This window comes from Domibacillus iocasae (assembly GCF_001750285.1).
Taxonomy (GTDB): domain Bacteria; phylum Bacillota; class Bacilli; order Bacillales; family Domibacillaceae; genus Domibacillus; species Domibacillus iocasae.
Window position 1 is genome coordinate 88,164 of the sequence record NZ_MAMP01000024.1, and the last position, 24,860, is coordinate 113,023.

General features: G+C 42.2%; 28 protein-coding genes. All 28 read right to left on the reverse strand.

Annotated features, from left to right (window positions below; translation table 11 throughout):
- Positions 1–78: 78 nt before the first annotated feature.
- The 28 genes from BA724_RS14420 to fliF all read right to left on the reverse strand — a co-directional run bounded on the left by BA724_RS14420 (position 79) and on the right by fliF (position 24,837).
- Complete coding sequence (locus BA724_RS14420) at positions 79–579, reverse strand: chemotaxis protein CheD (protein ID WP_069939379.1); 501 nt, start codon at positions 577–579, stop codon at positions 79–81.
- A complete protein-coding gene (locus BA724_RS14425) occupies positions 569–1,210 on the reverse strand; it encodes a chemotaxis protein CheC (protein ID WP_069939380.1) in 642 nt (213 codons plus the stop codon). The genes BA724_RS14420 and BA724_RS14425 overlap by 11 nt, the downstream gene beginning before the upstream one ends.
- A 12-nt stretch (positions 1,211–1,222) precedes the next feature.
- Positions 1,223–1,660, reverse strand: a complete 438-nt coding sequence (locus BA724_RS14430; RefSeq protein ID WP_069939381.1) for a chemotaxis protein CheW — start codon at positions 1,658–1,660, stop codon at positions 1,223–1,225.
- A 13-nt stretch (positions 1,661–1,673) separates the two neighbouring features.
- Positions 1,674–3,719 (reverse strand): chemotaxis protein CheA, encoded by a 2,046-nt coding sequence (locus BA724_RS14435; RefSeq protein WP_069939382.1) that lies wholly within the window; start codon positions 3,717–3,719, stop codon positions 1,674–1,676.
- Positions 3,720–3,725: 6 nt separating this feature from the next.
- Positions 3,726–4,823, reverse strand: coding sequence for a protein-glutamate methylesterase/protein-glutamine glutaminase (locus tag BA724_RS14440; RefSeq protein ID WP_069939383.1), 1,098 nt, complete (start codon positions 4,821–4,823; stop codon positions 3,726–3,728).
- On the reverse strand, positions 4,820–5,710 hold the full coding sequence (locus tag BA724_RS14445) for a MinD/ParA family protein (protein WP_069939384.1): 891 nt from the start codon (positions 5,708–5,710) through the stop codon (positions 4,820–4,822). Before BA724_RS14445 ends, BA724_RS14440 begins: the two co-directional genes overlap by 4 nt.
- A 5-nt stretch (positions 5,711–5,715) precedes the next feature.
- Positions 5,716–6,819, reverse strand: coding sequence for a flagellar biosynthesis GTPase FlhF (gene flhF, locus BA724_RS14450; RefSeq protein ID WP_069939385.1), 1,104 nt, complete (start codon positions 6,817–6,819; stop codon positions 5,716–5,718).
- Entirely contained in the window at positions 6,816–8,852 is a 2,037-nt protein-coding gene (gene flhA, locus BA724_RS14455) for a flagellar biosynthesis protein FlhA (protein ID WP_069939386.1), read from the reverse strand. The genes flhF and flhA overlap by 4 nt, the downstream gene beginning before the upstream one ends.
- A 22-nt stretch (positions 8,853–8,874) precedes the next feature.
- Entirely contained in the window at positions 8,875–9,954 is a 1,080-nt protein-coding gene (flhB, locus tag BA724_RS14460) for a flagellar biosynthesis protein FlhB (RefSeq protein ID WP_069939387.1), read from the reverse strand.
- A gap of 4 nt (positions 9,955–9,958) precedes the next feature.
- Complete coding sequence (fliR, locus tag BA724_RS14465) at positions 9,959–10,735, reverse strand: flagellar biosynthetic protein FliR (protein ID WP_069939388.1); 777 nt, start codon at positions 10,733–10,735, stop codon at positions 9,959–9,961.
- A gap of 6 nt (positions 10,736–10,741) precedes the next feature.
- Positions 10,742–11,011: a flagellar biosynthesis protein FliQ gene (gene fliQ, locus BA724_RS14470; protein ID WP_069939389.1), complete on the reverse strand. Its 270-nt coding sequence runs from the start codon at positions 11,009–11,011 to the stop codon at positions 10,742–10,744.
- A gap of 12 nt (positions 11,012–11,023) precedes the next feature.
- Entirely contained in the window at positions 11,024–11,689 is a 666-nt protein-coding gene (fliP, locus tag BA724_RS14475) for a flagellar type III secretion system pore protein FliP (RefSeq protein WP_069939390.1), read from the reverse strand.
- Positions 11,682–12,353: a flagellar biosynthetic protein FliO gene (locus BA724_RS14480; protein WP_169818561.1), complete on the reverse strand. Its 672-nt coding sequence runs from the start codon at positions 12,351–12,353 to the stop codon at positions 11,682–11,684. Before BA724_RS14480 ends, fliP begins: the two co-directional genes overlap by 8 nt.
- Before the next feature lie 13 nt (positions 12,354–12,366).
- The gene (gene cheY / locus BA724_RS14485; RefSeq protein ID WP_069939392.1) at positions 12,367–12,732 is read right to left on the reverse strand and encodes a chemotaxis protein CheY; all 366 of its coding nucleotides are present in this window, start codon (positions 12,730–12,732) and stop codon (positions 12,367–12,369) included.
- Between the two features lie 21 nt (positions 12,733–12,753).
- Entirely contained in the window at positions 12,754–13,965 is a 1,212-nt protein-coding gene (gene fliY / locus BA724_RS14490) for a flagellar motor switch phosphatase FliY (RefSeq protein ID WP_245676226.1), read from the reverse strand.
- Entirely contained in the window at positions 13,955–14,956 is a 1,002-nt protein-coding gene (fliM, locus tag BA724_RS14495) for a flagellar motor switch protein FliM (protein ID WP_069939393.1), read from the reverse strand. Before fliM ends, fliY begins: the two co-directional genes overlap by 11 nt.
- Positions 14,957–14,987: 31 nt before the next feature.
- On the reverse strand, positions 14,988–15,437 hold the full coding sequence (gene fliL, locus BA724_RS14500; RefSeq protein ID WP_069939394.1) for a flagellar basal body-associated protein FliL: 450 nt from the start codon (positions 15,435–15,437) through the stop codon (positions 14,988–14,990).
- A complete protein-coding gene (locus BA724_RS14505) occupies positions 15,427–15,648 on the reverse strand; it encodes a flagellar FlbD family protein (RefSeq protein ID WP_069939792.1) in 222 nt (73 codons plus the stop codon). Before BA724_RS14505 ends, fliL begins: the two co-directional genes overlap by 11 nt.
- 64 nt (positions 15,649–15,712) lie before the next feature.
- Entirely contained in the window at positions 15,713–16,594 is an 882-nt protein-coding gene (locus BA724_RS14510) for a flagellar basal-body rod protein FlgG (protein WP_069939395.1), read from the reverse strand.
- 87 nt (positions 16,595–16,681) lie between these two features.
- Complete coding sequence (locus BA724_RS14515; RefSeq protein WP_083256252.1) at positions 16,682–17,068, reverse strand: TIGR02530 family flagellar biosynthesis protein; 387 nt, start codon at positions 17,066–17,068, stop codon at positions 16,682–16,684.
- Positions 17,069–17,081: 13 nt separating this feature from the next.
- A complete protein-coding gene (gene flgD / locus BA724_RS14520; protein WP_069939396.1) occupies positions 17,082–17,735 on the reverse strand; it encodes a flagellar hook assembly protein FlgD in 654 nt (217 codons plus the stop codon).
- A gap of 3 nt (positions 17,736–17,738) precedes the next feature.
- Positions 17,739–19,046, reverse strand: coding sequence for a flagellar hook-length control protein FliK (locus BA724_RS14525; RefSeq protein WP_069939397.1), 1,308 nt, complete (start codon positions 19,044–19,046; stop codon positions 17,739–17,741).
- Positions 19,047–19,099: 53 nt separating this feature from the next.
- Positions 19,100–19,717 carry a MotE family protein gene (locus BA724_RS14530; protein WP_069939398.1) on the reverse strand — a complete coding sequence of 206 codons (618 nt, stop codon included), beginning with the start codon at positions 19,715–19,717 and terminating at the stop codon, positions 19,100–19,102.
- A gap of 7 nt (positions 19,718–19,724) precedes the next feature.
- Positions 19,725–20,171, reverse strand: coding sequence for a flagellar export protein FliJ (gene fliJ / locus BA724_RS14535; RefSeq protein ID WP_069939399.1), 447 nt, complete (start codon positions 20,169–20,171; stop codon positions 19,725–19,727).
- A 3-nt stretch (positions 20,172–20,174) separates the two neighbouring features.
- Positions 20,175–21,491 carry a flagellar protein export ATPase FliI gene (fliI, locus tag BA724_RS14540; protein WP_069939400.1) on the reverse strand — a complete coding sequence of 439 codons (1,317 nt, stop codon included), beginning with the start codon at positions 21,489–21,491 and terminating at the stop codon, positions 20,175–20,177.
- Positions 21,492–21,493: 2 nt separating this feature from the next.
- Positions 21,494–22,252: a flagellar assembly protein FliH gene (gene fliH, locus BA724_RS14545; RefSeq protein WP_169818562.1), complete on the reverse strand. Its 759-nt coding sequence runs from the start codon at positions 22,250–22,252 to the stop codon at positions 21,494–21,496.
- Positions 22,245–23,258 (reverse strand): flagellar motor switch protein FliG, encoded by a 1,014-nt coding sequence (gene fliG / locus BA724_RS14550; protein WP_069939402.1) that lies wholly within the window; start codon positions 23,256–23,258, stop codon positions 22,245–22,247. The genes fliH and fliG overlap by 8 nt, the downstream gene beginning before the upstream one ends.
- A gap of 10 nt (positions 23,259–23,268) precedes the next feature.
- A complete protein-coding gene (fliF, locus tag BA724_RS14555; RefSeq protein WP_069939403.1) occupies positions 23,269–24,837 on the reverse strand; it encodes a flagellar basal-body MS-ring/collar protein FliF in 1,569 nt (522 codons plus the stop codon).
- Positions 24,838–24,860: the final 23 nt, after the last annotated feature.

The following is a 24,860-nucleotide window of genomic DNA, read 5'->3' on the forward strand; positions in this document are numbered from 1 at the left end:
TCTTTTATTCTAAAGAAAAGTACCTTTCTTGCCAACAATATACACAAAAAAGCAGCGGAACGATTGCCGCTGCTGAAATTAAATCGTTTGTTCACCTTTATGAACCGTTCGAATATGAAGCAGAGATGTGGCCGGGTCAAATTCAATTGTCCGGCCGCTGCTGCCGCCGGTATCTTCTGAGAGAATTGGGATACGCGCCGCCTGAAGCTGCTCTTTGACAGCCGCTACATTTCGGGGACCGATTTTCATTAAATCAGAACCGGATTTAAATTGAAACATTTGAGCGCCGCCGGCCATTTTTGCTTTTAAGCGGCTCGACCTTGCACCGCTTTTTTCGAGTTCCTTAATGAGCGCCTGAATACCCGTATCCGCAAATTTTGCTTTATTTGTTGTATTTGCTTTGGCAAGGCTTGAATATGGAAGCATGACGTGCACCATCCCCGCAATCTGGACTGATTCATCATAAAGAACAACACCGACACAAGAGCCGAGTCCTGACGTTCTGATCATGCCAGGCGGCTTTACAACATTCAGATCAGCAATACCGACTTTTACGATTTCGCCTGTCTTATTTGCCATAGCCGGCTCCAAGGGCTTCGAACAACACCGGAAAGGAGTCAGGTGACAGAAGAAGAAAAAAATGACCTTTTACAATTTCCACATCCCCTTCGTCCATTTCCGTTAAAATGGTGTCAATAACAATCGTATAATCGCTGTATTGAGAAATTTCAAGCAGCCCATAACTAATAATGGCCCCAAACATATCAACAGCAAGCTCTGGCACAGATGGCTGTATCTTTAATTGTGTAAAATCACCCAGTGCGGACAAATAAGCGCCAGATAAAATATTGCCCATTTCCTGCATGGCAGAAAAACCAATAGTATGGACATTGCGATCATGAAACGTAAACGATTCATCATTCATTAATTTTTGAATAAAGCGGTCGGCTTCTTCCAATGTCAGCATAAAAAACATATTGCCGCCCGCTTCTCCTTCAATACGAAGGCTGACACTGACGACTTCTTTTTCAGAACCACCCGTCAACTCCATCATTTCTGAAAAAGGAACAATCCGGACACTGGGTACTTTCATGTCAATTTTCCGGTTCAATAATGTAGAGAGAGAGGTAGCTGCGTGTCCTGCCCCAATATTGCCGACTTCTTTTAAAATATCGAGATGAATAGGCTGAATTTTATCAATGTAGTTCATGACAGACCGCCTTTATTTAAAAATCTTTTGCAGACTCAGCATAATAAGCAGTCGTTTGTCCAGCTTAGCCACGCCGGTTATATATTCATCTCCGAGTGAACCAACTACTTCAGGCTGGGGCTCAATGGCATCAACCGGAATGTCGAGTACATCATTTGCGCCATCGACAATAAGTCCGACTTCTATATCATCAAGCGCTGCGATAATAATACGAGTCGAATCGTCATATCGTTCATCTGATAAACCAAATCGGCTGCGCAAATCAATAATCGGCGTTACAACACCACGTAAATTAATGACTCCTTTAACAAATGGAACAGTTCCTGGCACACGTGTAATATGCATTAATTTTTCAATCGAGTACACCTGATGAACTGGAAGTGCATATTCCTTATCTATCAATTGAAAAGCAATAACTTTTATTGTTGTGGATGCATGAATCTCACTCACTTTGTGCACCTCCTTATTTGATCAGCGCATTACAGTCTACAATTAGCGCTACTTGTCCGTCACCCAAAATAGTGGCACCGGAAATCGCAAAAACGTTTGATAAATAGTTTCCAAGCGATTTTAGTACGACTTCTTGCTGGCCAATAAATGAATCAACAACTAAACCAGCCATTTTATCACCTTTTCTAACAATAACAATAGAATAAAAGCGATCGTCTTCCTCTTGATGAGGTACACTGAAAATATCTTCTAAAAATAGAAGAGGAACCACTTTTCCTCTAAAATCAATGACCTGCTGATTGTGCGCATTTAATACTTCTTCTTTTTTGACAATAGCTGTTTCGATAATGGAAGAAAGAGGGATCGCATATTTTTCTTTTTCTACTTCAACGAGCATAACGGAAATAATCGATAGTGTCAGTGGCAGCTGAATAGAAAAAACAGATCCGGACCCTTCGACTGAATCAATCGTTATAGAGCCGCCTAATGATTCAATCGTCGTTTTCACGACGTCTAATCCGACACCGCGCCCGGACAAATCGGAAATGACTTCAGCGGTTGAAAAGCCTGATGCCATAATTAGTTCAAAAATTTGACGGTCTGTCATGCCAAGCGCCTGCTCGTCTGTCACAATGCCTTTATCCAGCGCTTTTTTTAGTACTCTGTCTTTATTAATACCTGCTCCGTCATCTTCAATTTCAATGAAGACATGATTGCCGCTATGATACGCTTTTAGCTTTATCGTCCCTTCAGCCGGCTTCCCTTTGGCAAGACGGGCTTCCGGCATTTCAATTCCATGATCACCCGCGTTTCGAATTAAATGGACAAGCGGATCACCAATTTCATCAATAACGGTACGATCAAGCTCTGTTTCCGCACCAATAATTTCTAAATTGATTTTCTTATTCAAATCTCTCGACAGCTGGCGAACCAATTTTGGAAAACGGTTAAAAACGGTTTCAACGGGCACCATTCGCATATTTAAAATAATATTTTGCAAATCTCCTGAAATACGTGACATACGCTCCACTGTTTCATTTAATTCGCTGTGATTCAGTTCGCCTGAAATAGATTCAAGACGCCCCCGGTCAATGACGAGCTCTTCGAATAGATTCATTAAAATATCGAGACGCTCAATGTTTACTCGAATCGTTTTATTGGAAACGGGCTGCTTTGATGATTTTGCTTCACGTTTCTCTTCTTCAACTGGTTGAAGGGTTTTGTCTTCTGGTTTTGGACCCGTCTGTTTAACTTCAGAAACAGCCGATTGTACAGGAGTTGCTTTTGTTTCTTCCTGGCTAACGGGTACAATTTCCTTAATATGAACCTGCTCTACTTCGGAGACTTTTTTGATTTTCTCCTCAATATCTTCCATTGGTTCTTTTGTAATTAAGGTAACTGTGAATGTTTCATCGAACTTTTCTTCTTCCAGCTGATCAGAAGAAGGTACAGATTTGATTACTTCTCCACACTTTTCGAGCACTTCAAATATCATAAAAACACGGGCTGCTTTTAGTATGCAGTCTGCCCGGAGTGAAACAGCCAGTTCCACACAAGTGAATCCCTGCTCTTTCGACTGGCCAATAACGGTCCATTCAAATTCATCGTACTGAAGGCTGTTTCCTTCTGCAGCATCCGCTACAGCCGGAGCTTCGAGAACGTCTATTGCCGCAGCGGCCTCCCCTTGCTCAATAATAAGAAGCTTTTGCACAACTGCAGATACATCCCGCTTCCCATCGCCTCCCGATGCAATATCTTCTACCATCGCTTCAAGGTCATCAACTGATGAAAAAACCGTATCCATAATGGCTGCTGTGACAGATATTTGTTGGTTGCGAATGGCATCCAGCACATTTTCAAGCTTGTGCGTTAAATTTGCTAAATCTTCATAGCCCATCGTAGCAGACATGCCTTTTAATGTATGAGCTGAACGAAAAATTTCGTTCACGATAGTAATGTCGTTTGGATCTTTTTCCAACCCAAGTAAATGTTGATTCATTGCTTGAAGATGTTCCTTGCTTTCGTCAATAAAAATTTCTAAATATTGATTTGTATCCATCCATATTCACCTCTTATTGTATACATGCTTAACAATAGCTGAAGCAATTTCATCGACCGGGACTACGTCATCGACAAGATGCGTCGCCACGGCTGCTTTTGGCATCCCATAGACAACACATGTTTCTTTCGCTTCCGCAATCGCTTTAACGGTGCCGCTTTCTTTTAATTTAATCAGCCCTTCTGCTCCATCTGACCCCATACCGGTCATAATCACTGTCACTTTTTCAACATTAGAGATTTCCGCCGCAGAACGAAACATAGCGTTAGCCGACGGTCGATGCCCCCCTTCCGAAGCCAATTCATCCAATGAAACAACAATCGATGTGCCCGTTTTTCTTAACCGTAAATGTTTTCCTCCTGGAGCGATATACACTGTGCCGTTTTGCAAAATTTCTCCATCTTCGCCTTCTTTCACTCGAATATCAGACAGTGAGTCCAGTCGGTCTGACAGAGATTTCGTAAAACCCGGCGGCATATGCTGCACTACGACGACCGGCGCCGGAAGTGAACCAGGAAGCTTTGTCACTACGTGCTGCAATGCGCGCGGACCGCCTGTTGATGTAGCGATTAAAACAAGTTTGTCCATTTTTTCTCCCCACCGTTGAGAGCGCAATGCGTTTGCGTTTGTCGCTGAATGCCGATTGTTAACAGGCGGCTGGATCGTTACCGGCTTTGCTGACAGTGCAGGCTTCATACTAATGTTTGCCTTTGATGCAGCTAAAACTTTTTCAATAAGCACATCTTTAATTTTATGAAGGTCTAGTGAAATCGTCCCGGATGGTTTCGCGATAAAATCCACCGCACCAAGTTCGATTGCTTTCAACGTTGTTTCTGAGCCTTCTTTTGTTAAGCTGGATAGCATTACAACGGGGCAAGGCTGTTTTTCCATAATTAATTTCAATGCTTCGAGCCCGTCCATTTCCGGCATTTCAATATCAAGCGTAATCACATCCGGTTGCAATTCTAACGCTTTTTTCACAGCCTCTTGTCCATTCCGGCCGAAAGCAATGACTTCAAGTTGAGGGTGTTCAGACAAAAACTCGGAAACTAGCTTTCTCATAAATGCGGAATCATCCACAACGAGAATTTTTTTTGAATTCATTCGTGATCCCCTCTTTCTGTAAAGAAGCGGCGAAGCTTTACAATAAAGCTGGTCCGGTCTTCAAAAATCTTTTCCGGCACGTCAGCATACTGATTAACAATTTGCTGAAAAGATACCGAAATCTTTGTTTTCGGATAAGAAAGAATAAATGGATTTCCCGATTTCACTGCTTTTCTTACGTATGAATCTTCCGGAAGCGAACCAAGGAAAACAGGTGTTACATTCAAAAACGTTTCCATTGTACCTTTTAGGCGATTGGCTGTTTCCTGTCCTTCTTTCGTTGTCTCCACCCGATTACAAACTAAATAAAAAGATTTTTGACGATCGCGCATATAAATAAATTTAATCATGGAATATGCATCCGTCATCGCTGTCGGTTCGGGTGTAGTAACAGCCAGCACTTCATCTGCTGCTTCAAGAATATTCAAACTTTCTTTCGTGGCGCCCGCTCCCATGTCAAAAAGCAGGAAATCATATTGTCCAGCAAGCGATTCAAGCGCTGAAACCCATTTTTCCTTGTATGCTTTTTTCCAATCAAACAGCTTTGAGAAAGCGGAGCCTCCATGAATATAAGAAATGCCCTCAGGACCGGCTTGAATGATTTCAGTCATCAGGTAATCTTTTTCAAAAAAGTCAGCAATTGATAAAGATGTGTTGCCATTAATTAAATGATGAATATTACCCATACCAATGTCCATGTCAAAAAGTAAAACTTTTTTGTTTAATTTAGCGAGCCCAATTGCCAAATTAACTGAAATGTTCGTTTTACCAACGCCGCCCTTGCCGCTGACAATTGCTAATGTCTTGGCCTGATTTCGGCTCTCAAGCTTTGGTCTCAATGACTTCTGCATCATTTTTTGGCGGAGTAATGCTGCTTGATCATTCATTTTCTTCAGTCCTTAAATAAGCATTCTATTAAAATATCATTGGATGATTCAATTAAATCATCTGGTACATTTTGACCATTAGCAATGTATGAAGTACCGACTTTATAATTATACATTAAGTTTATCATTAAGCCTTTAGTTTTTGTTTCATCTACTTTTGTAAAAATAAAACCATCTAGTTTTACAGATGAAAAATTTTTAATAATCTCGTGCAAATCTTCTTCTTTTGCTGCTGCACTTAAGACCAGAAAATAAGCAGACTCATTTAGCCGCTGCCCGATCATAGGCTGAAGGTCCGTTACGTATTGTCCTTCCAGGTAATTTCGACCCGCTGTATCAATAAAGACGCTATCAAAAGAATCAAATTCCCGAATTGCCTGTTTCATATCCTCTTCGGAATAGGCAACATTCATCGGAGCATTTAAAAGCCCGGCGTATGTTTTCAATTGTTCAATCGCCGCAATTCGATATGTATCCGTTGTAATAAATGCTAACTTTTTGTTTTCTTCCAATACTTGCTTAGATGCCAGTTTAGCAATGGTTGTCGTTTTCCCCACTCCTGTCGGGCCGAGAAGATACACATATTTTGCCTTTTTTTTCTCGTTCAGATGGATAGACGGCAGACAATTCTTTAAATAATCAGATGCCCACTCCTTTATTTGCTTTTCTGTCACAGCTGTTTTTTCTGCGTTCCATTTTTCAAATAAATAGGAAGCCGTTTGATCACGAAGCTCCCTTAATATACCGTGTTTCTCTAACTGCTCCATAACTGGCTTCATAACATCCGGATATAAAGCAAAAGAAGCTGATTTTTGCAGCTCTTGAATCATTTTTTTCACGTCGTTCATTTCACTTTTCAACTCTGCCGGCATCGTCAAAACGGGTTTCTGCTCGACTGGCGGCCGTACAGTGTCTGGCATCTCTGTGACGAGTGCAGTGTTATGATCAACAGCCGCTACAACTTCAATATTCTTTTTCTTAAACAGCCCTAAAAACCCGCCTGAGTAAACCGTTTTTGATTGCAAAATAACCGCTTGGGCTCCAAGTTCCGCCCTTACCTTTTTCATTACTTCTGGCATAGAAGAGGCCCGGTATTTTTTCACCTTCATTCGATTGTCACCACCCCTGTACTTTGCACTTCTACGCTTGGTTCAAGTTCATTATAAGATAACACTGGAATTTGTGGAAAATACCGTTCCAGCAGCTGCCGTACATACATACGAATAGCTGGTGAACAGAGGATCACAGGCGACTGCTGCATGAATGATGCCTGTTCAACCTGCTGAGCAGCCGCTTCTAGTATACGTTGCGAATCATTCGGATCGATCGATAAATAATTTCCATGTTCCGTTTGCTGCACGCCATCCGCAATTAATTTTTCAATTCGCCCTGAAAGCGTAATAACATTTAAGGACCCGCCCTCATCAGCAAATTGCATCGTAATTTGACGGGCAAGTGCCTGTCTCACGTATTCTGTTAATAAATCCGTATCCGACGTCATCTTCCCATAATCAGCAAGTGTTTCAAAAATAATGGGCAAGTTGCGAATTGACAAGTTCTCTTTTAACAGCTTTGCCAGCACTTTTTGAACTTCCCCGACGGACAGTGGGTTTGGCGTTACTTCATCTACTAAAATAGGGTAGGTTTCCTTCAAATGATCAATCAGCTGCTGTGTTTCCTGACGGCCTAAGAGTTCATTCGCATGTTTTTTGATCGTTTCTGTTAAATGGGTGGAAACAACACTTGGCGGATCAACAACCGTATAGCCGAAAATCTCTGCTTGTTCTTTTGCATCTTCTGTAATCCATTTAGCCGGAAGTCCAAATGAAGGTTCGATTGTATGAATCCCTTCCACCATGTCGTCCTCTTCGCCTGGACTCATCGCTAAATAATGGTCTAACAGCAGCTCTCCGCCTGCCACTTCACTGCCCTTAATTTTCATACGGTATTCATTTGGCTGAAGCTGAATATTATCGCGAATGCGGACAACTGGAATGACAAGCCCCATTTCAAGCGCCAGCTGCCGCCTGATCATCACAATGCGGTCAAGCAAATCCCCGCCTTGATTTGTATCTGCGAGCGGAATTAACCCGTAGCCAAATTCAAATTCAATAGGATCAACCGTTAATAAATTCACAACGGATTCAGGACTTTTCATTTCCTCTGCTTCCGTTTCTTCTTCTGAAGGCAATGATTCATTCATTTCTTCTGGCGGTATGCGTGAAATTCTATAACCGATAAAAGCAATACCGGCAGCAATCGGAATCGTTAAGATATCATTAATTGGTGTGGCAAGACCCAGTAGAAAAATAGCCCCGCCTGCAATGTACAGCATCTGTGGAGAGCGCAAAAGCTGTCCGGTAATTTCTTCACCTAAGTTTCCTTTAGAAGCGGCTCGTGTGACCACGATACCTGTTGCAGTTGTAATGAGCAGGGCTGGTATTTGCGAGACAATCCCATCGCCAACGGTTAAAAGAGAGTAGCGAGCGGCAGATTCTGCAAACGATAATTCCTGCTGCATCACACCAACCACGATACCGACAATCAAGTTAATAATAACCATGATAATTCCAGCGATCGCGTCCCCCTTAACGAACTTTGTTGCCCCATCCATCGCACCGTAAAAGTCGGCTTCGCCGCTGACTTTTTCCCGCCGTTCACGAGCCTGTGCTTCCGAAATCATGCCGGCATTCAAATCGGCATCAATACTCATTTGCTTCCCCGGCATGGCATCGAGTGTAAACCGGGCCGCCACTTCCGATACACGCTCAGCCCCTTTTGTAATTACAACAAATTGAATGATGACGAGAATGATAAATATAACCATACCAACGATTAAATTACCGCCGACAACAAATGTACCGAATGTCTCGACAACGCCCCCTGCTTCACCATGGCTTAATATGGATCGCGTTGTCGACACATTCAGACCAAGCCGAAATAACGTCAACAATAAAAGGAGCGACGGAAACACTGAAAACTCCAACGCTTCTTTCATGTTCATGGAGACGAGCAAAACGAGAAGCGCAAGAGAAATATTTATGATAATCAGCACACTTAACAGCCATGTTGGCAGCGGAACAATAAGCATGGCTACAATTAAGATGACGCTTAATAAAACTGTGAGGTCTCTTGCTTTCATTTTTTTCTCTCCCAACAAAAAATTACAATTTATTTTTTATCCGATATACGTACGCCAAAATTTCAGCAATCGCCTTAAAAAAGGCTTCCGGCACCGAATCGCCAATTTCCGCCTGATCATGAAGCGCCCGGGCGAGCGGCCGGTTCTCAACCATCATGACATCATTTTCTTTTGCGATCAGTTTAATTTTCTGAGCGACATAGTCAGTTCCTTTTGCGACAACGTACGGGGCATCCCTTTTTGATTCATCGTACTTTAACGCAATGGCATAGTGGGTCGGGTTTGTAATGACAACGTCCGCATTCGGCACTTCCTGCATCATACGGCGCATGGCCATTTCCCTTTGTGTCTGGCGGATTCTTGATTTAATAAGGGGATCCCCTTCTGAGTTTTTATGCTCATCTTTAATATCCTGCTTAGACATCCGTATACTTTTTTCAAAATCAAATTTTTGATAAAAATAGTCCAGCACGCCTAAGACAAGCAAAGCAGCTGCAGCGTATAACCCCATCTGAACGGTTAAAGAACCAACGAGCGGCAATGTGTCTTCAATAGGCTTCAAGGCAATTTTTAATACCTCATCAATATTCAGCCATAATACAACAAAAGCGGCAGTGCCGACAAAGCCGATTTTCAAAATGGATTTTAATAATTCTACAATCGACCGCATGGAAAAAATGCGTTTGAACCCTTTGATCGGATCCAATTTTTCGAGTTTTGGCTTAACCGGTTCCCCTGTCACAAGCCAGCCAACTTGTGCATAATTAGCGACTACACCTGCCGCCACCGCAGCCAGCATAAAAGGTCCGAGAATCATGATACACTGTTCCATAATTTCAAACACAATCGTTTTCAAGTTCGCTTCTGTTACATCCATTAACATATAATATTGAATCGAGTGCTGAAACATATGGAAAATATTCGTTCCCATCGAAACGGCAAATACCGATAAAAAACCAAATAAAACCAATAAACTGACCGCTGTATTTAAATCCTGGCTTTTGGTAACTTGTCCTTTTTTGCGGGAATCCTGCTTTTTTTTCGGTGTTGCTTTTTCTGTTTTTTCGCCGGCAAAAAACTGCAGATTCAGCTTTAACTGCATACTCTTACCCGCCTCCAAAAATGGTCATTAAATCTTTCATTGTATAAAGCATCATGCCAAACAAATCACGCACTAATGTAAAAATAACACCGATAACAATAAAGATAACAATAAAGCCCACGCCTATTTTCAGTGGAAAGCCGACAACAAAAATATTCAGCTGTGGAACCGTTCTTGCGACAATGCCCAGCATGACATCCGTTAAAAAAAGCACCGCGACAACCGGCATTGACATTTGAAAGGCGATCAAAAACACACCCGCGAATGTTCTTGCCATATAATAAGCAGCTTCTCCATTGCCAAAATGCAAATAAAGCTGGTCAATCGGAATAATTTCATAGCTATAAAAAATTCCATCTAATAGTAAATGGTGACCATTTAATGCCAACAGCATTAATAGTGAAAACATGTATAAATACTGCCCCATTAATGGACTTTGAGCACCTGTTTGCGGATCGATGACATTTGCGATAGCGAACCCCATTTGAAAATCAATAAACCCACCGGCAATCTGAATAGCGGATAACACAATAAACGCCGCCAGTCCAATCAAAAGACCAGTCATCGCTTCTTTTAAAATAAGCAGGATGTATTCCCCATTTATTTCAAAAGGCGTGGCATCGATAGAATAATACATTGTCCAGGCGATCATTACTGAAAAAGCAACTCGGTACTGTGCAGGAATCGTTCGGTATGAGAACAAAGGCATCGTCACAAAAAAGGCCGATACACGAACGAGAATAAGCAAAAAAACCGATACATTTGGGATCAGCTCTGTCATGTTCGCCTACCCGACAAATCTCGTTAAATTAGTAAAAATATCGATTGTATACGTAATAATTGTTTCAAGCATCCAAGGACCAAAAAAAATCATCCCGACCATTACACCAACAATTTTAGGCACAAAGGCAAGAGTCTGTTCCTGTATTTGAGTTGTTGCCTGAAAGATACTGACCGCCAGCCCAATACCAAGAGCCAGTAGCAGGAGCGGCGCGCAAACGATGATTATTGTATATATTCCTTTTTCCGCAATGGAAATCACCATTTCTGTGTTCATTTTGTCACCTTCCTAGAAGCTTTGAAGCAATGATTCGATCACTAAATACCAACCGTCAATGAGAACAAAAAGCAAAATTTTAAATGGAAGAGAAATCATAACCGGCGGCAGCATCATCATCCCCATTGACATGAGGACACTCGCCACAATCATATCAATAACAAGAAACGGAATGAAAATCATAAAGCCAATTTGAAAGGCCGTTTTTATTTCACTTAATGCAAATGCTGGCACAAGTGTCGTTAACGGAATATCCTCAATCGATTCCGGCTGTTCAGCTTGCGTATAGTTTAAAAATAGCTGTAGATCTTTTTGGCGGGTATGCTCACTCATAAACTCTTTAAAAGGCCCGCTTGCGAGTTTATATGCTTCTTCAAGGTTAATTTCTTCATTAAAAAGAGGGGTCAGCGCCTCGTCATTCACTTCTTGAAGGACGGGAGACATAATAAAAAAGGTTAAAAAAAGCGACAATCCGAGCAATACTTGAGTCGGCGGCATTTGCTGCGTTGCCAGCGCTGTTCGAACGAATGACAGGACAATGATGATCCGTGTAAAACAGGTCATTAAAATTAAAATACTTGGAGCAAGAGATAGAACCGTCAGTGTTAACAGTAATTTTACAGATGTGGAGACACTTTCAGGTTCGCTTGAATTGAAAAACTCCATAAATTCATTCATCCTGATTCCGCTCCCTATCTGCTAAATTCCGCATCGCCTGTTCCCGGTTTTTTTTCAGCTCATTTATTTTCTGCTCGAACTCCTGCTTAAATGGAGTCGGTTCTTTCATTTCTGATTGTTTATTAAATCGTTTTTTCAGCTTGTTCACAATGTCCGCAGGCTGCATCATCATTTCAGATTGATCTTCGTAGCGGCTGATCAAATCACCGCGTTCAGCTGGGTCCTCAATTTCTTTTAATAATGAAACGTCTTCCCCGACGCCCAGGACGAATACACGGTCCCCCACTTTCACAATTTGGACAGAACGGCTGCCCCCAAGTGCCGTACCGCCTAAATGCCGGACAATATGACTTTCCTGATAAGAACGACTTTTTTTATTAATAAACCGCAATAAAAAATAAAGAAGCGCCACTACAAAAGCAAGTGCCGCAATCATCCGGACAATATCTAAAAACCCAATGCCGACCGGAGCTGCTGCGTCTTCAGTTTCGGACTCCTGATTTTCTTCCCCTGACGGCTGCTCCTGCTTGCACAAATCCGGATTTTTTATACAATCTTGTACGCTGGTTTTATTAGATAATGCTGCTCCGGCAATGATTTCATTGCCGGAAAATAACACAAACATCAACGTAAGCGCACAGATGTATTTGATGAATGATTTCATGAACATTCACACCTTAAGAAGAAAGCACTTTGGAAATGGCTTCAATAACACGATCCGCCTGAAATGGTTTTACAATAAAATCTTTTGCACCCGCTTGAATCGCATCAATAACCATCGATTGCTGCCCCATGGCCGAACACATAATAATTTTGGCGCTCGCATCAGATGCTTTAATTTCTTTCAATGCGGCAATGCCATCTTTTTCAGGCATTGTAATATCCATCGTCACTAAATCAGGCTTTAATTCTGCATATTTCTCCACAGCCTGTGCTCCATTTTCCGCTTCACCTACTACCTCAAAACCGTTTTTTGACAAAATATCTTTAATCATCATGCGCATAAATGCTGCATCATCTACTACTAAAATTCGATTGCTCATTCTTTTAACCCCCTGTATCAATTAATTTAAATTTTTTAACCGGTCTGCCGGACTAGCTATATTTGTAATCCGGACACCGAAATTTTCTTCTATGACCACGACCTCACCTTTTGCAACAAGGCGATTGTTGACGAGAACATCTACGGGTTCTCCTGCTAGTTTATCCAGCTCAATGATCGACCCGGAAGTTAACTCTAATATGTCTTTCACATTTCGGTTCGTACGGCCGAGTTCAACCGTTACTTGAAGGGGAATATCAAACAGCATATTTAAATTACGCGCTTCCTGTTCGCCAAGCTGCGGTGACTGGAAGGATGAAAAAACCGCTGTTTCCACATTCGCCTGTGCAGTCTGCCCAAACGAATTGTGCCCCATATAAACCGGCTCATTTGGTGGTCTGGAAGGAACCGGCTGCTCCATGTATGAAGACGGCTGCGGGTTGGTTTCTTTCGATTGCCCATTAAATGGTGGCTGCATTGATGAATCCACTGTTGGAGCCTGTTGAATCGGCGGTGACGCCGGTTCGGTTTGTGTCTGTGCCGGGTTCATTAATTCAGTCACGAGCTGTTTTCCAAATTGAAGCGGGATCAGCTGCATAATATTTGAATCAATCAAGTCCCCGACAGTCAGCCGGAAAGAAATTTTGATTAACAGCTCTTGTTCAGCGATCGATTCAGTCCCTTCACCTTCATTAAGGTTTAAAAGAGAAATAGTCGGTGGGGAAATATCGACTTTTTTATTAAAAATAGTCGACATAGATGTTGCGGCTGAACCCATCATTTGGTTCATCGCTTCCTGTACTGCACTCAACTGCAATTCTCCAAGCTCCGGAGCCACATCTACACCGCTTCCTCCAAGCATTAAGTCCGCGATAATAGCTGCATCATTTTGATGGATCACAAATAAATTAGCCCCCGAAAACCCTTCCGTGTATTGAACTTCAATCGCCGCATAGGGGTGAGGGAATTCGTCTTGCAACCGACTTTTTTCTACAACTGAAACAGTCGGGGTTGTTATTTCTACTTTCTGATTAAGCAGGCTTGAAAGTGCAGTAGCGGAACTGCCAAATGAAATGTTGCCAATCTCACCAAGCGTATCCTGTTCAAAAGCATCTAAATACTCTTCAACACGTCCCAATACATCAAGCGCTGCACTTTCTTCTGGCTCGTCACTGTCTCCGCCTTTTAACAAAGCATCAATTTCTTCTTGTGATAACATGTCATCACTCATCATCGTCTTCTCCTCCTTTCACATAATCAAGCACTTGAACGGCTAATTTGCGGTTAACTCGTCCAGGCTGAGCTGAAAACTTCGGCACATTCCCGACTTTTATGGTCAGTGCATCTCCAACTGTTGTATTCAAACTCATGATGTCTCCTTCCGATATGAGCAAAAACTCTTCAATCGTAATAGAGGTTTGTCCAAGTTCTGCAATTACAGGAAGTGAGGCTTTTTTTATTCGTTTATCCAGATTTTCGGCTTCCCCAGGACTCCGTTCTTTTTTATCCGGATTTTGCATCCAATAGTGAACAGACAGCTTCGGGATAATCGGTTCTAACACAACATGAGGAATACAAATATTGATCATGCCCGTTGTTTCACCAATCGTTGTATTTAGTGAAATAACCACAACCGTTTCATTCGGCGAGACCATTTGTAAAAATTGCGGGTTTACTTCAAAATCCGTCGCAACCGGATCAATTTCAACAATGTTCACCCAGGCTTCCCGGTAATTTTCAAATGCATGGTCAAACATACTAGACATAATCCGCGTTTCAATTTCCGTTAAATTTTCCACTTTATTAACACTTTCCCCACGGCCGCCCAGGAGACGATCGAGCATCGCATAAGCCACATTTGGATTTACTTCCATTAAAATCCTTCCATCCAGCGGCGGTACTTCAAAAACATTTAAAATGGTGCGGTTTGGAATGGAACGAATAAATTCTTCGTACGGAATTTGATCCGTAGATACGACCTCCACTTGAACATATGTTCTGAGCTGAGCCGCAAAAAAGGTCGTTAAAATTCGCGCAAAGTTATCGTGCATTCTCGTTAAGCTTCGAATCTGATCTTTTGAAAAGCGCAATGCCCGTTTAAAGTCATACACTTTCACTTTCTTTTCTTCTTCTTCTTTTTTTAATTCATCTGCATCCATTTCTCCTGTGGATAATGCGGATAATAATGCATCAATTTCATTTTGAGACAAAATTTCTCCTGCCAACTGCCCCACCTCCGATCAATTACAGGCATCGTTATTGAATAATGTATGAGGTGATATACACAGCCTCTACTTTTCCATCTTGCATAATACTATTCAGCTCTGTTTTAAGTGTTTCTGTGAGTTTTTGTTTTCCAGCTTCGCCTTTTAAATCTTCAGCTGTCATTTCTGAAAGCTTTTGGATAATAAGATTTTTCGCCTGAAAATCACGCTTTGTCATTTCTTCCATCGCTTCCGGGCTGTCTGTTTGAATTTTAAATGAAATTTTTATAAAGTCATCAGAAGCAAGATTCGTTGTCATTTCAGCGACATCAACGGACGATTCAAGTACTTCATCAATACTCGGCTCACTCGCCGCTTCATCCCCGCCTGATGACCGTAAAATGATGACAACCGCGATCGTGCCGGCCAGTAGAATAACAGCCATGAGCACAACCATAATCGTCATTAATTTATTTTTTGATCCTTTTTGTTCATTCTCCATCATATTCCTCCTCTACTTTCACTTTTCCGAGAAGTGAAATACGCGCGTAAAACGATTCGATATCCGCTGTGACCTGCCCGTGCGGCTCGCGGACGACATGTTTTTTCCCATTTGTTAACGTAATCGTTGTGTCTGGAAAGCTTTCAATTGTTTCTATGTAAATAGCATTTAATGAGAACGGTTTGCCGTTCAGTCTTGTCACAGTAATCATATATGCCAGGGCTGAAAAAATCAGCCCTGTCCCTCCCCCTGCATTCAAGAGTAAAATCAGCTCGTTAACGCTTCATGCTCATCAATTCCTGCAAAATTTCATCCGATGTCGTAATGATCCGCGTATTCGCCTGGAATCCGCGCTGCGCCACAATCATTTCCGTGAATTCTTCAGACAGGTCAACGTTGGACATTTCAAGTGTGCCGGCTACGATTGTCCCTGTACCAGATGATCCAGGAGTATCAAGTCCACCGGTCACATTAGCAGTCGTCAATCTATTAAAGTTTCCACCTGCGTATGCTATACCTGAATTTGTTGTTTGTTGAAAAAGATTTTGACCGACTTTTTCCATACCTTCTGGATTTGCAAATTTAGCAATCATAACTTGCCCCGCATATTTTAATTGCCCCGCCGTATCAACATAGGTTACAACTCCATCAGATCCGATGCTCATACTTTGAGCAGTGGTAGGAACTACAATGTCATTTACAGTAGTTGATGCTGTATTAATGCTATTCCCGTCCGCTGCAGGGGGCAGCCCCTGTAAAGCTAATCCATCAGCGTTAACTATGCTGCCACTTCGGTCCATGTAAAAGTTACCAGCACGTGTATATAGTGGCGTTGTCCCATCCATTACCACATAAAATCCATCTCCAGAGATCGCCAAATCCAAAGTTCTTCCCGTTGTTTGTAATGAACCTGTTGTATGCATTGTGTCTATAGCTGCTAGTTGTGATCCTAAGCCTACCTGCTTCGGATTCGTCCCACCTGTATTTGCTGTTGGAGCACCTGCCCCGGAAATAGATTGAGAGACTAAATCTTTAAAAACAACTCTACCTTTTTTAAATCCGTAAGTATTTACATTTGAAATATTGTTCCCGATGACATCAAGCTTTGTTTGAAAGTTTTTCATGCCGCTGATTCCTGAGTACATTGAACGTAACATATTAGTTCGTTTTCCCCTTTCGAATTCGTCTGCGTCGGTCGATCGGCAGACAGTAGGCTTCCTTTTCGGTCCAGCCAGTGTATAAATTTAATGGTCCATAAGAATTGTTCCGTTAATATTCGTGAAAATGTGTGTGCTTGCTTCTTCCCGGTTCATTGCCGTAATAATGGTATTGTTTTTAGCGCTTGCGACAAGTGCCGCATCTTTCAACACGACGAGTGAATCGGTGACGCCTTTTGATTTTGCTTCCGATAACTTTTGTCCAATTAAATTCCATTCGTTTTCATGAATGTGAATGCCTCGTTCATTTAACCGCTGCGCCGCATGTTTGGAAATCGTGAGCGCTTCAGATGATACTGAAATAGTTTTCAGCGTATCATTAAACGTTGTTGACACAACTTGCTTTGTTTCCTTTTTTACAGGCGGTATTATCGGCTGGCGTGTTCCATGAACTATCGGGTTGATTGATTTCATCGTCATCACCCGCCTATTCTATTTTTGTTAAAGCTGAGGCCGCTATTTTCTCCCCATTAGCCAGCTGCAGCCAAACTTGACTATCTTTCATCAAAACGGATTGAACCGCTGCGCTTTGTGCTGAATCATCTGCTCCCCACGTAACCATACGGCCAATCAAGTAGCTCGCTTCAACCAACGGGTTTGAACTTATCGCGCCCTCACTTAAAGCACTTTCGCCGCCTATTAATTGAGAAACATTGCCCGGTTCAAGGACAGTTCCATCTGTTAACGTAAACTGTACACTTTCTCCAGCGAACTTGATCGATCCTACCGTGCCATTTCCTGTTTCCACAACGGGCTGTCCGTTTTCATCCGTTTGATCCGTTAGCTTATGCCAAACAACATTTTTGCCGACAAATGACTGATAATTAATCATTTGTGACGCAGTTTGCGCCTGTACCATTTTTTCAATCATAGATGTCATGTTCGTCATCTGCTCAAGCGACGAAAATTGGGCCATCTGGCCAATGAATTCTTTATCTTCCATTGGGCTGAGCGGATCCTGGTTTTGCAGCTGAGCCATTAAAATTTTCAAAAATTCGTCTTTCCCAAGGGCGCTATTGCCTGTCTGCTTTGTCTGAGCCGGATTGTTGTTCAAATAAAGTGAAGAGTCTATTTTCGACATTCGTTACACCTCAACTTCTGCATTTAATAATGCTTCTTCAAATGAAGAAAGCTTTTCACTTTCCTGCTGCTCTGCTGACTGTTCATTTGACTGTTTTTGTTCTTGCTGACGCTGCTGCTGAGCACCGCGGTCAAACAACTGCTGTCTCGTTTCTGGACTGGCGATATCAATTTTATCAACTGTTACATTCTGCTGGTTAAATGCGTGCTTTAACTGGTGGGCGTTTTGCTCAAGCAATTCTTTCACCGATTGAGTAGACGACAAAATCTTAGCCGTCATGACACCATTTTGCTGTAGCAATTCAATACGAAGTGAGCCAAGCTGTTCGGGATATAACTTAATAAGCATTTTGGTCCCATTTGGCGTTTTCATTATGTTTGAATTCCCTAAAACCTGTGTGAACTTCTCAATAAACTGCTCCATGTTCATCGGCCGTAGATTGGTCTTAACACTCATAACAAACTGTTCTGTTTTGGAAAGCTGATTTAAAAACGGGTGTACTGATTCTACTGACTGCGAAACAGATTTCACTGGTGCCGTTTTACTGCCCATAGATTCTTCTGACTGATGGGTGTTCTTGTAGTTTCCAAATGCAGTCTGTAAACTAACCTGTTTTGTACTTGCTTGTGAAAAGTTCGCAGTTTGCTTATCTAACAAGGCGGCCGCATTTTTTAAAGCTGTCTGCAGCGATTGAAAACGTGCTTCCTGCTTTGGAAGATGTTCCGCAAAATAGTTTACCAGCTGCGCTGCTTTCACTACTGTAATCATTAATTGCTTGTCCGTTCCTTTAAACGGCAGTGAGCCATTTTCTGATATGAGCGTTATAAGAGCCGCTAGTTCTTTCATAGGCAATTTTCCTTTTGACTGGTCCGCACTTGTTTCCTGTAGCATAGAATCAATTGTTTCTTTTAATGATCCGGTCAATCCTTCATTTCCATTAAATAGCTTTGCCAGGTTTTGCAATGAATTCTGTAATGACTCTACATCCACTTGCAGCAAAACAGCCAAGTCCTGAACCGAGGGCATTTCCCCTTTTTCTAGAAGTTCTTCAGCCATAGCTTCCAGTTCCGGCTTATCTTCTACTAATTCGCTGACTGAATCCAAAGGCTTGAATAAAGCAGCGAGCAAAGCTGAAAAATCGGCTGAAACGGCCTGGTTTGTATGATTCAATGCTGTTACATCTTGAGCCGTTTGCTGAACCGAGCCGAGTAAACTGCTGAAGCCGCTCGCTGTTGGAAGCAGCGATTGCGATGTGCTTGAAGGTGCACCGCTGGATAAAGCTGTAGAAATTGAACCCAAAACAACCTGCATGTATTTCACCTCCATTTCCTTCAACATTATCTCACATTTTCGGTCATTATTCTTTACTCATTCGATAATATTTTTGTATATTCAGCGGCTTTTTTCGCGTCCAGATTTTCTAATACAGCTGCTTGTTTTTCCACACTCAGCTCCTGCAAAATAGCGACTGCTTCATTATTGGTTAAATTAATGACAATGCCGGCAATGCTTTCTTCATCCATTGATTCATATGTTTCGGCAACATTGTTTACTGTTTCCGTTTCATCTGACTCTGCGGCTTCTGTCTGCTGTTGTTGAAGCTGCTTGAGTTTGGCATTCAGCCGGTCCTGTTCTGTCAGCAATTCCTCAATTTCTGCTTTTGAGCTTTCAAGATCACCTGATAACTGCTCAATTTCTGCTTCTTTGTTTTTTATTTCCGCCTGCAGTTCTACTACTTTTTCGCTATCTAATTTCCCGTCCTGTTCTGCGGGTGCGATCCATTCCGAAACATACGGCAAGTTTGCTGCGATTTCCTTCGTTTTTTCAAATACATTGACGCCTGCAATGGTCATGACAACTAAGGCAATGGTCAGCGCAAATAAGAGCGGAATGACAGCTACAAACAAAATCCATTGAAATGTGTTATATTCCTTTTTATCTTCTATTTCAGCCGGCTTGACTTTTTTCTTTTTTGTTGCCATCTGTCTATCACCTGATCTTTCGGTTCATAAACTGGATCATGGAAAGCTCGTCCATTTGTTTTGCTTCTTCTGAAGCAGCCCACTTGCGATAATGCACTAAATCGTTAGCACGGATTTTACTGTATTTTTTCACTTCAATATTTTTTTCTTTCAACTGCTGTTCGCACCATTGCATCCGGCCGCGTGTGGTTACGACGAGACGTTGCTGCTCATCAATTAACTTTTCTAAATTCGAAATAAACTGCTGATAGTGTTGAATGTCCAGCACGGAAAAACCAGACTTCATTTTTTGTTCCTGTACTGCCATTAAATCTTCTTTTTTCTTCAGCAGCCCGTAAAGCTTGTTTGCTTCTGCTTCAAATTGATTTTGCGCTTCTCTAAAGACATTCTCTGACTCTTCTTTTTCACGTTCACGAAGCTGCATAATTTTTTCGAATTTGTAATCGAATACCACGTCCTATCCATCCTTTCCATCTGCAAGACGAACTAATCCATGAGCTGTCTCATCTAATGTTGCTTGTTCATCCGTTCGCTGCTTTAAAAAAGAAAGAATCGGCTGATAATTTTGTATCGCCCGATCGATTTCGGGAGACGATCCTCTTTTATAAGCGCCAATATTAATTAAATCCTCTGAATTTAAGTACGTATTCAGGGAATCCCGTACTGCAACAGCTGCATCATAGTGACTGCGGCTGACGATATGAGGCATAAGCCGGCTGACGCTTTTCAGCACGTTGATGGCTGGATATTGCCCTTTATTGGCAAGATCACGATCTAGCACGATATGCCCATCCAAAATCCCCCGAACAGCATCTGCAATCGGTTCATTCATATCATCACCGTCAACGAGGACTGTATAAAAAGCTGTGATCGTGCCATGTTCGTTTGTACCTGTCCGTTCTAACAGCTTTGGCATAATCGCAAAAACAGATGGTGTATATCCTTTTGTTGCTGGTGGTTCGCCGACCGCCAGTCCAATTTCACGCTGCGCCATGGCCACTCGTGTAACAGAGTCCATCATCAGCATCACATTAAGTCCTTTATCACGAAAATATTCCGCAATCGCCGTTGCTGTAAAAGCACCCTTAATGCGCATAAGTGCAGGCTGATCCGATGTTGCGGCGACCACAATCGTTTTTTTCATTCCTTCAGGCCCCAAGTCGCGCTCGATAAATTCGCGCACTTCACGTCCCCTCTCACCGATTAAACCAATAACATTTAAATCGGCTTTAGTATTTCGAGCAATCATGCCGAGCAATGTACTTTTTCCAACGCCGCTCCCTGCAAAGATCCCGACACGCTGGCCTTTTCCGACTGTCAGCATACCGTCGATCGCCCGTACGCCAACCTCAAGCTTTTCACGAATAGGCGGCCTGGTCATCGGGTTCGGCGGTTCTGCTTCTGTTTCGATTGATGTTAATGTTCGTGGCAAAATAGAATCATCAAATGGCTCACCGAGCGGATCAATAATTTTCCCAATCAATGCTGGACCTGCTTTTACTTGAAGAGGATGACCAAGTGACTCAACAAGGCTTCCCGGAGAAATTTCATTTATATTTCGATACGGCATTAATATAATCATCTCATCACGAAATCCGGTTACTTCCGCCATAATTGTCCGCTTGTTGTCCTTAGAGTGAATCAGGCAAATGTCCCCAATTGAACTTTCCGGACCTTGTGATTCAATCATTAAGCCGACTACCCGCTTTACACGCCCATACCGTTTAAATGAATCAAGCGACGGAATCGTATATTTTAAATCACGTGCTTTCATCTTTACTCACTCTCCAATAATTGAAGAAGCGTTTTGCGAAGCTGGTGCAGCTGTGTGTCAATTCCTGCATCAATTCGGCCATTTGACGTTTCAATAAAACAAGTATTTTCGTCCGCTTCTTCATTAGGGAAGATATAACAATTTATTTCACTTGGAAAAAGGGCTTCGATTTCATCTTTTTGAGAAATCACTAATTCATATCTTCCGGGATGCACATGTATTTGCACTTCTTTTTGATTCCTTACTTCTTTTAATGCCGAGCGGACTATACCTATAAACGACTCATCGTCTTTTTGCAGTTCTGAACGAAGAATCTTTTCGGCACAAATGATGGCAAGCTCCACAATTGTACGTTCCGATCGTTCGACATTTTTTTCGTATTCAACTTTTGATGAATTGACGATTGACCTTGCTTCATCGATCAGCGCCCTTGTTTCCTGATAGCCAGCTTCCCGGCCTTCCTGCGCTCCTTGCTGGAAAGCTTGTTCATACGCTTCAAGCTGTAGCCGTTCTTTTTCTTGTTCCCATTGCTGCTGCCAGTTTGATGCTTCCAACATGATTTGCTGCTTTTGATCCTTCGCTTGCTTAATAATGGCTTTTGCCTGGTGATTCGCTTCTTCAATCAACATTGACCGTTCTTTTGAAAAATCAGGAACGGCTTTTTCTTCATGTTCATTATTTACATAAAAAGGCTTTATTTCGATAACTCGCTTTGGGTTCTCATTCGCGTTTGGAAACCCATCTCGTTCAAAATTAGACAATAATATCATCTCCTCCACCGCGGGCGATAATAATTTCACCGGTTTCCTCTAGGCGGCGGATTGCTGCAACAATTCGGGACTGCGCTTCTTCAACATCACGAAGCCGAACGGGACCCATATATTCCATTTCTTCTTTAAAAGTTTCAACCATACGCTGTGACATATTTCGGAAAACAACTTCCTTCACTTCTTCGCTGGACACTTTTAGCGACAGCAGCAAATCTTCATTTTCACAGTCGCGAATAACACGCTGAATGGACCGATTATCAAGTGTAACAATGTCTTCGAAGACAAACATGCGCTTTTTGATTTCTTCCGCAAGTTCGGGATCTTGTATTTCGAGGGCATCGAGAATCGTTTTTTCAGTTGAACGATCTACGCCATTCAACACTTCGACCACAGCTTCGACACCGCCAGTTTGCGTATAGTCCTGTGTCACAGTCGAGCTTAATTTCCGCTCCAAAATCGCTTCGACTTCGTTAATGATTTCAGGCGATGTACTGTCCATGATCGCAATTCTTTTGGCAATATCCGCCTGAACTTCCTGCGGTAATTCAGACAAAATCTGCCCCGCCTGCTGTGGATCCAGATAAGAAAGAATAAGGGCAATCGTCTGCGGATGTTCATTTTGAATAAAATTCAATATCTGCGCAGCGTCCGCCCGGCGCGCAAAGTCAAATGGGCGAACCTGTAATGACGACGTTAAACGGTTAATAATATTTTGCGCCTGATCTTGTCCAAGCGCTTTTTCAAGTACCGTTTTTGCATAGCCAATTCCGCCTTGGGAAATATAATCCTGTGCGAGCGCAATATTATGAAACTCTTCAAATATTTCTTCTTTTACATCCGTATCCACTTTTTTCACACTGGAAATTTCCAGTGTCAGCCGTTCGATCTCTTCTTCCGATAAATGCTTATAAACTGAAGCAGAATAATCCGGTCCGAGAGAAATAAGCAGGATCGCGGCTTTTTGTTTTCCAGTCAGTTTTTTCTCGCGTGCAGCCATCTAATCTCTCCTATTCCTCAGACAGCCATGTGCGAAGCAGCTTTGCGAATTCTTCAGGCTTTTCTTTCGCCATTTTTTCCAGCTGCTTACGTCGTGTACTGCTTTCTGTTTCATTCAGCAATTCTTCTATCTCTTCTTCAAGTTCTTCTTCAAATTCTTCTTCCTCTTCTGCTCGACGTCTTCTTACCATCATGAAGATTAACACACCAATAATTACGATCAGAATACCGCCAATGAGGTATACCCACCACGGAATAGAAGAAGCAGGTTCTTCCTCAAATGTCACTTTCCCGTTTAGCTCCTGAACCGAAACAGTAATTTTTTCTTCAAGTGCCTGATCAGTCAAATCAGCATTGTAGCTCTCATCAACAGACGTTCTGACAATATTCCCAAGCAATTGTTGAATATCTTCTACGCTTTGGTCAGGCATTGAATCAGGATCATCCGGTGTCGGCGGTTCAACCATAACCTGAATGCCGAGGTCACGAATTTTATATGGACTTTCAGTAATTTCACGACGGATTCGATTGACTTCATTATTGATTGTCTCTTCTGACCGCTCGTAGTCGCCGGTGCCTGTCGTTCCTTCAAGATAGGTCGCCGTATCCCCCGCATCTTCTGCCTGAGGAATCCCGCCTGCGCCTGCTGCATCACCTGTATATGTTTCGGTAATTCGCTGGGCGCTAATTTGAATGCCTTCCATATTTTCTTCATCAACTGGTTCTACGAGGTTTTCTTCCCGGTTTTCCTGGGTAAAGTCTATATCAGCTGTAACAGTTGCAACAACCTTGTCAGCACCCATCAGTGTACCTAACATACTTTGAACTTGGCGCTGAACATCCCGTTCTACTTGCTTTTTCACAGCTATTTGCTGTTCAAATGAATCTCCTGAACTGCTTCCTGCACCAGCAAGATCAAAATACTCAAAGTTTTGGTTCATAATGACGATATTATCAACAGGAAGGTTTGGCACACTTTTTGATACTAAATGATAAAGTGATTTAATTTGTTTTTCATCAAATTGATAACCAGGCTCCGTGTTCAATACAACTGATGCAGATGCCTGTTCGGCTTCTTCTGTAACAAAAATTTGCTCTTGGGGAAGGTTAATCATGACATTTGCGTCTTTTACCCCTTCAATTCCCTGAATGAGTGTTCCAAGTTCTGTCTGCATCGCATCAAGCTTCAAGACATTAAACTCATTATCTGTCATACCAAATCCGGCGTTTTGGCTGAAAAAGCTATAATCAATTGTTCCGGATTGAGGAAGCCCTTCTGCTGCTAAATCTACTTTTAAGGTGTCGACAGACTCTTCCGGAACGAGAATGCCTGTCCCTCCTTCTGTAATTTCATACGGAATGCCCCGTCCATCCAGATTTTCTTTTACCGCACCGATTTCAGAGGGCGATAGTTCACTGTAGAGCGGAGCCATCGTTGTTCTTGTTGTAAAAAAAACGATTAGTGACAAAGAAAGAACGAAAAGGGCAAAGAGTGTCGTTCCAATCACTTTTTGTTTTTTTGATCGAGTGTTCCAATATTCTTTTATTCTTGCAAGCTGCTGTTTTAAATTTTCGTTCATTACAATCCCCCGGTCACTTCAAT